The 12,365-nt window shown below is 65.3% G+C and carries 12 protein-coding genes; 9 read left to right on the top strand and 3 right to left on the bottom strand.

Annotated elements, in window-relative coordinates; translation table 11 throughout:
• Nucleotides 1-222 precede the first annotated feature (222 nt).
• Both WEB52_03860 and WEB52_03865 read right to left on the bottom strand, forming a co-directional pair.
• Nucleotides 223-759: a recombinase family protein gene (locus tag WEB52_03860; GenBank protein MEX2225568.1), complete on the bottom strand. Its 537-nt coding sequence runs from the start codon at nt 757-759 to the stop codon at nt 223-225.
• A 306-nt stretch (nt 760-1,065) separates the two neighbouring features.
• Nucleotides 1,066-1,539: a hypothetical protein gene (locus tag WEB52_03865; protein ID MEX2225569.1), complete on the bottom strand. Its 474-nt coding sequence runs from the start codon at nt 1,537-1,539 to the stop codon at nt 1,066-1,068.
• A 329-nt stretch (nt 1,540-1,868) separates the two neighbouring features.
• On the opposite strand from WEB52_03865, the gene WEB52_03870 reads away from it, so the two are divergent.
• Nucleotides 1,869-2,330, top strand: a complete 462-nt coding sequence (locus WEB52_03870) for a hypothetical protein (protein ID MEX2225570.1) — start codon at nt 1,869-1,871, stop codon at nt 2,328-2,330.
• A 65-nt stretch (nt 2,331-2,395) separates the two neighbouring features.
• Entirely contained in the window at nt 2,396-3,751 is a 1,356-nt protein-coding gene (locus WEB52_03875) for an adenylate/guanylate cyclase domain-containing protein (protein ID MEX2225571.1), read from the top strand.
• A gap of 170 nt (nt 3,752-3,921) precedes the next feature.
• Here WEB52_03875 and WEB52_03880 read toward each other — a convergent pair whose 3' ends face one another.
• Entirely contained in the window at nt 3,922-4,758 is an 837-nt protein-coding gene (locus WEB52_03880) for an alpha/beta hydrolase (GenBank protein ID MEX2225572.1), read from the bottom strand.
• A gap of 180 nt (nt 4,759-4,938) precedes the next feature.
• On the opposite strand from WEB52_03880, the gene WEB52_03885 reads away from it, so the two are divergent.
• The 7 genes from WEB52_03885 to WEB52_03915 all read left to right on the top strand — a co-directional run bounded on the left by WEB52_03885 (nt 4,939) and on the right by WEB52_03915 (nt 12,320).
• Nucleotides 4,939-7,056 carry a transcriptional regulator gene (locus WEB52_03885; GenBank protein MEX2225573.1) on the top strand — a complete coding sequence of 706 codons (2,118 nt, stop codon included), beginning with the start codon at nt 4,939-4,941 and terminating at the stop codon, nt 7,054-7,056.
• A gap of 118 nt (nt 7,057-7,174) precedes the next feature.
• Nucleotides 7,175-7,429 (top strand): hypothetical protein, encoded by a 255-nt coding sequence (locus WEB52_03890; protein MEX2225574.1) that lies wholly within the window; start codon nt 7,175-7,177, stop codon nt 7,427-7,429.
• An 88-nt stretch (nt 7,430-7,517) separates the two neighbouring features.
• Entirely contained in the window at nt 7,518-7,991 is a 474-nt protein-coding gene (locus WEB52_03895) for a VOC family protein (GenBank protein MEX2225575.1), read from the top strand.
• 131 nt (nt 7,992-8,122) lie between these two features.
• The gene (locus WEB52_03900) at nt 8,123-9,568 is read left to right on the top strand and encodes a DEAD/DEAH box helicase (GenBank protein MEX2225576.1); all 1,446 of its coding nucleotides are present in this window, start codon (nt 8,123-8,125) and stop codon (nt 9,566-9,568) included.
• A 43-nt stretch (nt 9,569-9,611) separates the two neighbouring features.
• Nucleotides 9,612-10,256, top strand: a complete 645-nt coding sequence (locus WEB52_03905) for a metallophosphoesterase (protein ID MEX2225577.1) — start codon at nt 9,612-9,614, stop codon at nt 10,254-10,256.
• Between the two features lie 222 nt (nt 10,257-10,478).
• Nucleotides 10,479-10,748 (top strand): hypothetical protein, encoded by a 270-nt coding sequence (locus tag WEB52_03910; protein MEX2225578.1) that lies wholly within the window; start codon nt 10,479-10,481, stop codon nt 10,746-10,748.
• A gap of 189 nt (nt 10,749-10,937) precedes the next feature.
• Nucleotides 10,938-12,320, top strand: a complete 1,383-nt coding sequence (locus WEB52_03915) for an adenylate/guanylate cyclase domain-containing protein (GenBank protein ID MEX2225579.1) — start codon at nt 10,938-10,940, stop codon at nt 12,318-12,320.
• Nucleotides 12,321-12,365 lie beyond the last annotated feature (45 nt).

Genomic DNA, 12,365 nt, shown 5'->3' on the forward strand with positions numbered 1-12,365 from the left:
GCTTCAGGATCGTGGTGGACTTGTGGGAGTTGGGTTCTCCCCCGTCTCCACCAACTCCACCAGTCCGGCTGGTCCGCGACCTCCGCAGGAAGCAGAACGCACGCGGACCAGTCCGGCTGTTCCAACACCCCCTGTAGCAGCGCGTCGAACCCCTCCGCCGGCGTGATCGCGCACAACTGCTTGCTCTCGACGTCCACGTAGCGCGCTCGATAAGCGGTGCGATCAGGCGTCCACGCTCTTCAAGTGTTGCCTCGCCCCACAGCGCTGCGAGGTCCCCACGGCCAAACCCAGAGCCGCCTTGTGGCGGTGGCTCTTGGCAACATGAACACCTGTCTGCGCTGAGAAGAACTCTTGCGCCGCTCCGAGCGTCGTCAGAATCATCCGGCCCACCGGAGTCGTGAAGTCGATCTGCTCCGTCACGGAGGCGAAGCCGATGTTGCGCTTTCCGAGGTGCTCCAGCGTCGTGGCCTGGACCGTCGAGTTCCGCGCCCAGCGGTCGAGCGTGTGCACGACCGCTATGTCGAAGGCGTCTGCGTCGGCGTCCGCGAGAAGTCGCACCAGCGCCGGCCGCCGCTCGATTCGGTCGGTGTACGCGCTCTTTCCCTCATCGCAGTAGAAGCCGACGAGCTCGTAACCGTGCCGCTCGCACCATCGTGAAATCTCGTTGCGCTGGGCATCCAGAGAATGACCGTCGACCTGGCTTTCGTCCGATACCCGGACGTAGCAGACCGCCCTGTTCCCCGTTCGCCTGTTCTTCACTTCGCAGCCCTTCGCTTAAGGATCGCTCGCACCACGTCCGCCCACTCTCGGCATAGATGCTCGATCGCCGTGGGCGACGGCTGCGGCGTCGTCGGACATACCGTCAACAACGTCTTTGGACACTACAACTAGAGTCGTCATGGATTTCCGTTTCAACCACTTCGGTCTCGCATCACGGGCACCACCGTGATGCCCCACCGCTTCAGCCGAGGGTCAATCTTGGGCCGTTGTGTCTTCGACGGCCCCGTTCCCTTCGCGGTCGCCAGCTTCATACTCCGCCCGAGCCCCTTCAAAGTCGCTACCACCTCAATCGATCGTCGGTTCATTCGCCGTCGGGCCAGTGCGCCGCGCATACCAGCCGGGCGCGAATGCGATGCTGGCGAGGGACAACAGCACGATCACGCCACCACCGACCGGGAAGAGCCCAATTCCAATAATGAGTGCAACGCAAAGTCCAGCGACACGCTTGAGCTTCGCGCGAAACACGGTCGCCGCCAACGGGATTAAGGCCATCAAGGCGAGCAGGAAACTCACCACGTAGATGGTGCCGAGGGCATCCATGCCAAGTCCGTCTGCGATGGCGTTGACGAGGCCAACGACCACCGCCGCTGCCGCAGCGACCCAGGCGACGATCATCACGGTACGCCCGCCGGCGATCCGGCCAATCGCCAGGACAGATGGCGCCGTCAAAATCCACGCCGCGGAGTAGCCGAAGACGGCGCTCCAATCCAGCGCGCCGTCCCGGAGCGGATTGCCCAGATAACGCCGGTCAGCAGCCACACGATCCGCGTCGGGAGCTGCGGCAACTGCGGCGGCATCGCTGCGTCATTGCTCCTGCGGGCAAGGATACGCGAGCGCGCCACCGGCACCGGCTGCCCAGCCCAGGTCTCACGAGCGCCACGTGGGCACCAATGTGATGCCCCACCGCTTCGCCTCGGGCGAATCTTCGCGCGCTTGTGTCATCGACCGCCCCGTTGCCTTCGTGGTCGCCAACCAGCACATTCGCCCCATGTAGCCGATCATCCTGGCACAGGAGTAGAATGGTGCCCCGCGGCGCCAGCCGCGCACCCGGTCCGCCACGGCGGCGAGTTGATCGCGGGAGGGTCCCGATGCCTCCGATGTCCACCCTGCGCACCTTCATCACGGCGCTCTCCACCGGAGAGACGCGCACGACGAAAGCGCTCGAAGGAGCGGCGCGGCGCCGCCGCGGAGCCGCTGCCGATGAGTTGCTCGCCGCGCTCAGACGGCGTGGCGCCCTTAACGCGCCGCTCAAGGATCCCATCCGCCAGGTGATCAGGAAGGCGCCGCTGCCCGACCGCTACATCGACGGCTGCATCGACGCGTGGCCCGATGCGCAGAAGGAGCGCGCCCGCCGCGCAGTGGTCAAGGCCATGCGCGATGGCAAACGCCTGCGGTTCCGCTGGGGCCTGACGGCAGGACGCGGATACGAGACCGAGATCCGCACCGTTGGCAGCCTCACGACGATTACCGCGCTGAGCCCGCGCCACACTTTGCACATCGGCGGCGGCGAGGTCCACGTCGCCCCGGCGCGATTCCCCCGCAAACGCTGACCCGATTGTCGTCTCGCGGCGGTACTCTTATGCATGGCGGCGCTTCAGCCGCGAGGTACGCCGACGTGGAACCTGACGTCCGCTTCTGCACCACCGACGACGGCATCCGCATCGCCTACTGCGTCGCCGGCGATGGCCCCGACATGATCTGTTGTCCGGACGCCCTGGGCTCGTTCGCGCTGGATCACCTGATCGAAGATCAGATGGGCTTTTGGCGCGCGCTCTGGCACGGCCGCCGCGTCGTCCGATTCGACATGCGCGGGATCGGCCTCTCCGACCGCGACGTCGAAGACGTGTCGCACGAAGCACTCGTCCGCGACCTGGCCGCCGTGGTGCAAGCGTCCGGCGCGAAGGACTTCACGCTTTGGGCCAGCACCATGAGCGGCCCGCGTGCGATCGCGTACGCCGCGCGGCACGCCGCAGACGTACGACGTCTCATCCTGCACCGCACCTTCGCCCGCGCCCGCGATGTCATCTCCGTGGAGCAACTCCACAACTTCGCCGAACTCGCCCGCATGAACTGGAGAATGGCCGCCCAGGTGTTCGCCGATTTGCCCGTACGCAGGGAGTTGCCCGATGCCGGCGTGCACCAGGCGGAAGTGTACGTCCAATCAACCTCCGGCGATTTCGTCGCGCGGTTCCTCACCAGGGCGTTCGAGACCTCCGATGTGACCGCACTGCTTCCCGATCTGCGCGTGCCCACGCTGGTGCTCCACCGCGGCAACGATCCCATGTTCCCCTTCCGCGTGGCGCAGGATCTTGCGGCGAAGATTCCGAGCGCGCGATTGCGCCCCCTCCCCCAGGGAATCATGAGCTACCTGGCTGCCGGCCGGATCGATGAAGTGATGAGCATCATCAATGCATTCATCGATGATGGCGCAGCGACCGCATCCGCAGCCGACGCACGCAAGATCGATCCCACCGTGCGTATGGTGTTGTTCACCGACCTCGTGGGACACACCGAAATGATGCGCCGCCTCGGCGACGATCTCGGCCGCAAGCTGCTCCGCGAGCACGAACGCATCACCCGCGACGTGCTGAGGCTCCACGGCGGCGCCGAAGTCAAGACGATGGGCGACGGCTTTCTGGCCTCGTTCGGATCCGTTACGAAAGCCATGGATTGTGCGATCGGCCTACAACGCGCGTTTGCTACGCACACGGAATCTATGCCAGAACCGCTGCGCGTCCGCGTCGGCCTCAACGCCGGCGAACCTATCGAAGAAGAGGGTGACCTCTTCGGCACGACGGTGATTCTCGCGTCGCGGATCTGCGCCCACGCCGAGGCCGGCGAGATCCTCATCCCCGAGCCCCTGCGACACCTGCTGTCGGGCAAGAGTTACGTCTACGCCGACCGCGGCGACACGATGCTCAAGGGCTTCGAAGACGCCGTCCGCCTGTACGAAGTGCGCTGGCAGGAGTAAATCGACCACAGGCCAAGCTGATGCCCCGTCGCTCCAACCTCTGGTCAACCCTCGCCCGTCCGTGTCTTCGACGCCCCCGCTCCCTTCGCGTTCGCCACTTCTTCCTCTGCCCGTCGAGCAGGATCTCTCGGCCTCTTCGCGTAAGCGTATGGCAATCGCTGGCGCGGCCCTTAACGTGACCGCTTACCAGGGACTCCAGCCGCCAGGCCGCTCATATCGCCTGCCATTGGGTGGCGAGCAAAGAACTCGGCGACGCCTCGCGCCACTGGCTCAGGACGCTGTATGTGCAACAGGTGTGCCACGCCGTCAATCGTGCAGTCCTCGGCTTGTGGGAACCAGGAGTGAAGCTGTGCGTGGCTGTCCACGAACAGCCGCTCCGTCTCCGTGCCCAGCACCGAGAGGACCGGCACCGAGATACCCGCTGCCTGAGCGGCGCCGAACTGCCATGCGCTAAGCGCAGGCAGATAGGAGCCGAAGAAATTGTCGGCATCGTTCACCGCACGAGCGACGCCCCCGGGCATGTGTTCCTCGATCACCTTCTGGCACGTTTCCCAGTCCAGGCCACACGCCATGCTCAGGAAGTTCGCCATCGCTCCCTCGCGGTCACCGGAGCCGTACGCCGCCAAAGCTGGCTCCGCCTTCTCGAAGAACTCGGCAGCGCCGGGCGCGCCCAGCAGCGGTGGTTCGAGAAGGGCCAGCGAGCGAACGACGTCGGGACAATCGACGGCCAGTTGGAGAGCAATGGCGGCCCCCGTTGAGTGTCCGGCTACATGCGCGCGACCGATGCCGAGTTGGCGCAGCAGGTCGGCGGCATCGGCCGCATGTTCCGCGAAGGTCACCGGCGAAGGGCCATTCGCGCTGGGGACTGGTCGCCGCTGGTGGTAGCTGATTAAGCGATAGCGCTCGACCAGCGCTTTCTCCGACAAGAAGGGCACGAAGCCGTCCGCAAAGGGACCCGCGCTGATCAAGAGCACCGGTTCACCTGATCCCGCTTCCTCGTACTCCAACTCTGCTCCGCGGACGCGCGCCGTTTCCATACCTTCTACCTCCATGTGGGTTGCGTATTCTCGGGCCAGCTCCAGGCTGCCCAATTACTAGTGCGTAATCGAGACGGTTACGATGGGAACTTCTGCGGTTACAATTGCGGTCAGTTGGTCCCCGAGCCGTAATATGGTGATCTCTTGTCGATGAGCGATGAATTGGCGGGCGAACCCGTCCTTGGACCGGCACGAGATGCTGTCTCGCGCGGCGACTGGCAACAGGCGTACGATCTCCTCATCGCGGTGGACGCGCGGACGCCTCTGAGCGCGCCGGACCTCCCCCTTATGGCCGATGTGGCGTACGCAGCAGGTCACCTCGATGTGACGATCGCCGCTTGGGAACGGGCATACGGGCAGAGCCTACGCGCGGGTGATCATCTTGCCGCGGCAGGTGCCGCCGTCCGGCTCGCGCTGCACCTCCTCTTCGACACGGCTCTCATGGCCCCTGTGCGCGGCTGGGCGAAGCGGGTCGAGCGGCTTCTCGAGGGCATGGACGAGACACCAGTTCACGCCTGGCTCGCCGTCGTCCGGAACTATGAACGCCTCCTCTCGGGCGACTTTCAGGAGGCGCGGAAGTGGGCCCGGCGCGCCATCGATGCGGGCACGAATTGCGCTCCCGCGGCTGCGGCCATAGGTCGCGTCGCCGAGGCCCGCAGCCTCATCCTCGAAGGCGATGTGGCGCAGGGGGTCGGGCTGCTCAACGAAGCAGCTATGGCAGCCGTCTCTGGTGACCTCGATCCGCTTTTCACGGGGGTTGTCTATTGCGAAGTCGTCTGCGCTCTCCAAGCGCTCGCGCAATACGACCTGGCCGAAGAGTGGACCGAAGCCATGGAGCGCTGGCGGCAAGGTCAGCCGGTGGGGAGCATCCACGGACGCTGCCGCGTTCACCGCGCCGAGATCCTCCGGCTGCGAGGATCGTGCATCGAAGCCGAGAAGGAAGCGCTCCTTGCCTGCGAAGAGCTGCGCCCATATCTGCGGCGGGAGTTCGGATGGCCGCTGACCGAATTAGGCCGAATCCGCCTCAGAAGAGGAGACATCCGGGGCGCAGAAGCAGCATTCGTCGCGGCGCACGCGGCCGGTTGGGATCCACAGCCAGGTCTCGCCCAGGTGCAGCTGGCACAGGGTAACGCGGAGCAGGCACTCGCATCGATCCGAGATGCTCTGGATCACCCCGGGAACGTACCCTCAAAAGAGGTCCCACCGAATACAGAGTTGCGCCGGGCGCCCCTCCTCGAGGTCCAGGTCGAGATCGAGATCGCGGCCGGAAATCTCGACGCAGCCCGCGCGGCCGCTGCCGACCTCGCGCGTATCGCAACCTCGTTCGAAAGCAAGGCGCTCGCCGCCGGCGCACTCTGTGCCGGGGGAAGAGTGAAGCTGGCTGAAGGTGATGCGGAGGGCGCCCGCAAAGAGTTCGACAAGGCAGCGCATCTCTGGAACGAGGTTGGCGCACCTTACGAGACGGCTATCGCTCGCATGGGGCTCGGGCACGCATGCCGCGCTGAGGGAAACGAGGCTTTGGCCCGGCTGGAATTCCGCGCTGCCCAATCAGTCTTCGAACAGATCGGAGCCAGGCTCGAGGCCGTCCGAGCGGCGGAAGCCTGTGGCGACGCGCAAGAATGTGAGGAAGCGAAGCCCGCTCTACGTGCGCGGCAGGCTCCGCGTGGCGACGATGGCGTCGGCCGGGAAGACGCCTTTCGGCGGGAGGGCGACTTCTGGTCCGTCGTGTATGAGGGCAACACCATACGCGTGCGCGATCTCAAGGGCCTGCACTACCTCGCTAAGCTCCTCTCCGATCCAGGAAGGGAGTTCCACGTTCTCGATCTGATAGCTGCTGAGAGAGGCGGAGCGGGAGACCTCAACCGCGTCTCGGAGACCGGTGTTTCATTCGCAACAGGGACGGATGCCGGTGAGTTGCTCGATGCTCCCGCCAGACACGCATACCGAAGACGGCTTGCGGAGATCGACGAGGACATCGAAGAAGCACGCGCAATGGCGGATTCCGAGCGCACCGCACAGGCGGAAGCCGAACGTGACTTTTTGGTGCGGGAACTCGCTCGTGCAGTAGGGCTTGGCGGCCGTGGCCGGCGAGCGGGCTCCATTTCGGAACGGGCGAGAGCCAGCGTGACCCGGGCCGTCCGCCAGGCCATAGCACGTATCCGCGAACACAACTCGCCATTGGGGGAGCACCTCGATCGGGCCATCCGCACGGGCTCGTACTGTGTTTACCTTCCCGATCCTCGTCTTCCCGTCCGTTGGAAGGTCTAACGAGCGCCATAGCGGACCCTGTCAGCCAATCGGCTCATCGTAAAGCGTCCGTCCGCCGGCGTCATGCCCGCCTTTGTGCGCATGTGCGGATTTCGCCTCGGCTCCCTATATTGACCGCGTGATCAGAAGAATGACCGTTACGGAACTGAAGGCAAGGCTCCCCGCCCTGCTCGACGAGATCGAAGGGGGCGATGAGATCGAGATCACGAGGCATGGCAACACCGTAGAAGCGGCTCACCCCGGCCCGCCGCCCGCATGCCCTCAATGGCCGCTTCGCGGGCGTGGCTATGAGTGCGGCCTTCTGATGGCGGTCTGGCAAAAATCTACCGCACAGGCTGTCGATCTTGCCGGCTGCGAATCGTCGAAATCATAGCCGGCAGTCTGCCGTCGGTCACGTAAGTGCGTCCCGTGATAGCTATACTCGCCCGCACGACGCACTGAATCTCTCGTCGGAGGTCGCCATGCAAACGATCGTTCCCTACCTCTGGTTCGACAGCCAGGCCGAAGAGGCGATGCGATTCTATACGGCGCTGTTCCCGAACTCACGCGTCGGCGACGTGTCGCGCTACGGGGAAGGTATGCCCATGCCCGCCGGCACCGTCATGTCCGCGACCTTCGAACTCGATGGACAGGAGTTCGTGGCGCTCAACGGCGGTCCGATGTTCAAGTTCACGGAGGCGATATCGCTGTTCGTGAAGTGCGAAACGCAGGAGGAAGTTGACCGCCTGTGGTCGGCGCTGACCGCCCACGGCGGCGAGGAGAGCATGTGCGGCTGGCTGAAGGACAGGTACGGCCTGTCGTGGCAGATCATCCCGAATGCGCTCGGCAAGCTGTTGGGCGATCCTGATCCCGAAAAAGCTGGGCGCGTGATGCAGGCGATGCTCCAGATGCGGAAGATCGACATCGCAGGCTTGCGGGAGGCGTATGAGGCGTAAGGTCGCACCTGCCGTGAACTGACTCACACCATCTACACTCAACCGCCACACGCCGCATGCATCTCACCATAGAACGGCACTCGCGCGCGCGCTACATGCTGAACGTAGCACAGAGACTGAATCGAGGCACATTGGCGAACTTCGGCGAACTCACCGTCAGTGATGGCGTGCTGCGGGCCCTGCAGGACATGGGGTTCGAGGAGCCGACGCCCGTCCAGGTCCGCGCGATCCCCCACCTCATGGATCGGCGCGATGTCGTCGCCCAGGCGCTTACCGGCACCGGCAAGACCGCCGCGTTCGGCATCCCGCTCGTCGAGTCGATCGATACGGCGCGCGACGTGCCGCAGGCCGTTGTGTTGACGCCGACGCGCGAACTCGCCGTGCAGGTCGCGGAGCACCTCACGCGCCTTGGCCGATATCGACGCCTCCGGCTCCTGCCCATCTACGGAGGACAGCCCATCTCCCGCCAACTGGCGGCGCTCCGGCGCGGCGTTCACGCGATCGTCGCGACGCCCGGCAGGCTCATGGACCACATGCGGCGCGGCACTGTCGATCTCAGCGCCGTCGGCATGCTCGTGCTCGATGAGGCGGATCAGATGCTGCAGATGGGATTCCAGGAGGATGTCGAGTACATCCTCGAGCACCTGCCGCAAGCTCACGTCACCGCGTTGTTCTCGGCCACGATGCCCAAGCCGATCCTGGACATCGTGCATCGCTATATGCGCGCTCCGGAAGTCATCCTCCTCAGCAAGCCGAAGGCGCTCACGGCGCCGGAAATTGACCAGTCGTTCTATATCGTCCCGTACCCCCAGAAGTTCGACGCCCTCGGCCGCGTGCTGGATGCGCGGCAACCGGACCGCACGCTCGTCTTCTGCGCGACGAAGCGCACGGTCGATGAAGTGGCGGACCGGCTGCAGGCGCGCGGCTACAACGCCGACGCCATCCACAGCGACATCAGCCAGGCAATGCGCGAAAAGGTCCTGCGCAGCTTCCGCGATGGCAACACCGACGTGCTCGTCGCGACCGATGTCGCGGCGCGCGGCCTCGATATCACGGACGTCACGTTGGTCCTGAACTTCGATATCCCGCCGGACCCCGAGTACTACGTCCATCGCATCGGCCGCACCGGGCGTGTCGGACGGCATGGAGAGGCGATCACGTTCGTGAATCCGCGCGAGATGCGCGAACTCAAGGCCATCGAGCGTGTTACCGGAGCCCACATCCGGCGCGGGGAGGTGCCGACGGCGCTCGATGCCGAAGAGCGGGAGTTCCAGGTCCTTTCAGAGCGGCTCCTGGACGTCCTCGGCAAGAACGAGTGGGGAAGGTTTCGCGCGGTCGTCGACCTGTTGGCCGACGACTATGACTCGATGGACGTGGCGGCGGCGGCCATTTCGCTCGCCGCGCGCCCTCGCGCCGCAACCAAGGCTCGTGCTAAGCCTGCGCCGGAGCCCGCGGCTCCTCCCCCGGCCCGTGCCGCCCGCCCGAAGCGGCACGCTGAGCCGAAGCCCAAACCTCGACCGAAGAACAGGCGCTCCGCCCCGCCTCGTCACGCCGCTGCCCGCGGACGCCGTACCTGATGCCTCGCGCGAGACCGTAGCGGGCCAATCGCTAGCATGTCCTATGCCAGATATGCCACGCGACGCCGGCGAAATCGTCGTCGTCCATACGTCCGACCTCCATCTCGGCACGCACGGTGAGCGCGATGACCTCGATGTTCTCCGCCGCGTACTGACCACCGCGGCGCAGGCCGCCGCCGATGCGCTTCTGCTGGCGGGTGACATCTTCGATACCAACCGCCTGCCCATCACCGTCATCGATAGCGTGGCGCGCTTGCTCGCCGACGCATCGCTGCCCGTTGTCGTCCTGACGGGCAATCACGATCCTGCCACCGCCGACTCGGCGTATCGGAAGGGCGGTCTCGCTGATCCGCCCAACGTCCACGTGCTGGGCGTCACCTGCGAAGATAGCGTCGTCCTGGAGCACATTTCCCTCGAGATCTGCGGCACGCCGCACACGGATTATGTCGATATGTCGCCCATCAGTACGCCCTCGACCCGCGCCGCCCGGCACCAGATCGTCATGGCGCACGGTCACTTCGTCCGCAGCGCCTATGACTTGCATCGCAGTTGGCTCGTCCACGATGCCGACCTGGAGGCCACCGGCGCCGACTACGTCGCGCTTGGACACTGGAGGTCGCCGAGCGCGTGGGCTCGGGCGCGGTGGAAGCGCATTACTCCGGCTCGCCGCACCGCGCCGGCAGCGTGAACGTCGTAAGGCTCAACGGCAGCGTCCCCGCCGTCGCCCGCATGTCCGTCAGGCGCGAAGATGTCGAGCTTCGCCAGCGCGAGAATCGCTGACGCGAGAGTGCCGCCTTCCGGCCGGCGAACCTCGCTGCTACCCGTTTGTCACATCTTCTGCGATCTCATGATCGCGCATGTTCGGCAGTCGCCGCGATCATGCGTACAGGCAGGTAGGCAGGAGGACACCATGGTCGCACAGCGCACCGAAGGCGAAGGAGCCGAAGCCGAGCACACCCACGAAGACCGCATGCACGCGCACGACCACTATCACGTCTCGCATCACCACGGCGGCGGCATGATGTCTGAGTGGAAGCACCGCACGTACTGGCACACGCACGACCACAACCACAACGAACTGACACACAGCCACGATTACAGCTCCGGCCAGGAAGAGGCCGAGCACGGCAAGGAAGCCCACATTCACGACCACGCCGCCCCGACGAAGTCGCCGGCCTAGCGCTCGTCGAAGACCGACCCCCGCCGCGCTGGCTCCGGAATCTCGTAACGGGCGTTGGGACCGCCAGGGTCTCGAATGTAGCGCTGGTAGCGCCGTTCATGTTTGACCGCCCCGCCGCCCACATGTCTTCGGGCTACGACGGCGTTCCCGGCGCGTGCCCGGTCAGACGCTCCCTGCTAGCATGGATCCATGGACCCACGCATCCAGTACGCCACCAGCTCTGACGGTGTAAGTCTCGCTTACTGGACCCTCGGCGATGGGCCGGCGCTCGTGAACCCGCCGCCCGCCAGTCCGTGGAGCCACGCACAGATGGAGTGGCAGATCCCCGAATGGCGCCACTGGTATGAGCACCTCATCCGCGACCTCAAAGTCGTCCGCTACGACAACAGGGGCGCCGGTCTGTCCGACCGCGACGCCGACGACTGCTCTCTCGAGTCCAACGTGCGCGATCTCGAAGCCATCGTGGACACGCTCGGTCTGCAGCGGTTCGCGCTCTTCGGGATCTACTACGCCAGCACTGCGGCGATTGCGTACGCGGCCCGGCATCCAGAACGCGTAACTCATCTCATCCTTTGGTGCGGTTTCGCCCGCCAGGAAGATGCGCAGGCGACCGGCACGAACGATGCCCTGCGCGCCCTCCTCGATGTCGATTGGACGCTCTTCACGGAGACACTCGCTCACAGCGTGTTCGGCTGGTCGCAGGGAGCGCCCGCGCACCGCTTTGCGGAATACATGCGCGCCAGCACGACGCCGGAGATGGTCCGTAAGACCTGGATGTCGAACGAAGGTCTCGACCTGCTCGGCGAACTCCCGAAGATCCAGGCGCCGACGCTCGTGATGCACCGGCGCCAGTTTCCCTTCATCAAACTCGAGACGGCGCGCGACCTCGCGGCGCGTATCTCTAATTCGGAACTCGTCGTGTTCGAGGGCGACTCCGTGTCACCGTATCTCGACGATATGGAAGACGTGATGTCGACCATTCTCGACTTCATGGGCGTCACCTCCGATGGCGCCCGCACCCACGTCGCCGAGCGCAGCAGCAGGTCTGCCTCCAGCGTCGGGTTCCGCACGATCATGTTCACCGACATGGAGGGCTCTACAGAGGCCACGCAGCGTCTTGGCGATGCTCAGGCGCAGTCGATGGTCCGGCGTCACAACGAGATCGTTCGGGACGCGCTCCATGCCTATGGCGGTACCGAGGTGAAACACACCGGCGATGGCATCATGTCGTCATTCCCGTCGTCGTCGCTCGCCGTCGAGTGTGCCGTCGCCATTCAACGGGCCATCGAGGCGCACTCCCAATCGCACCCCGACGAGGCGATCCGCGTGCGTATCGGCCTCAACGCCGGTGAGCCCGTCGCGGAGGGCGACGACCTCTTCGGCACCGCCGTACAGCTGGCATCGCGCATCTGCAGTCGCGCCGAGCCGCGCCAGGTGCTCGTGTCCGATGTCGTGCGACAACTCGTCGCCGGCAAGGGCTTTTTGTTCGGCGACCGTGGCGAGACCGAACTGCGTGGCTTCGAGGACCCCGTGCGCATCTTTGAGGTGCGCTGGCAGGATCAAAACTCCTAGCGAGGACGTCCGCCATCAGCGCAGATAGTACGCCTCAGCGCGTCT

The organism is Dehalococcoidia bacterium, assembly GCA_040902535.1.
Classification (GTDB): Bacteria; Chloroflexota; Dehalococcoidia; order DSTF01; family JACRBR01; genus JBBDXD01.

Bases quoted from the DNA above. Each gene is read 5' to 3' on its own strand.
- WEB52_03885 (MEX2225573.1), top strand. From the start codon at position 4,939: ATGAGCGATGAATTGGCGGGCGAACCCGTCCTTGGACCGGCACGAGAT.
- WEB52_03895 (MEX2225575.1), top strand. From the start codon at position 7,518: ATGCAAACGATCGTTCCCTACCTCTGGTTCGACAGCCAGGCCGAAGAG.
- WEB52_03910 (MEX2225578.1), top strand. From the start codon at position 10,479: ATGGTCGCACAGCGCACCGAAGGCGAAGGAGCCGAAGCCGAGCACACC.
- WEB52_03905 (MEX2225577.1), top strand. From the start codon at position 9,612: ATGCCAGATATGCCACGCGACGCCGGCGAAATCGTCGTCGTCCATACG.
- WEB52_03915 (MEX2225579.1), top strand. From the start codon at position 10,938: ATGGACCCACGCATCCAGTACGCCACCAGCTCTGACGGTGTAAGTCTC.
- WEB52_03870 (MEX2225570.1), top strand. From the start codon at position 1,869: ATGCCTCCGATGTCCACCCTGCGCACCTTCATCACGGCGCTCTCCACC.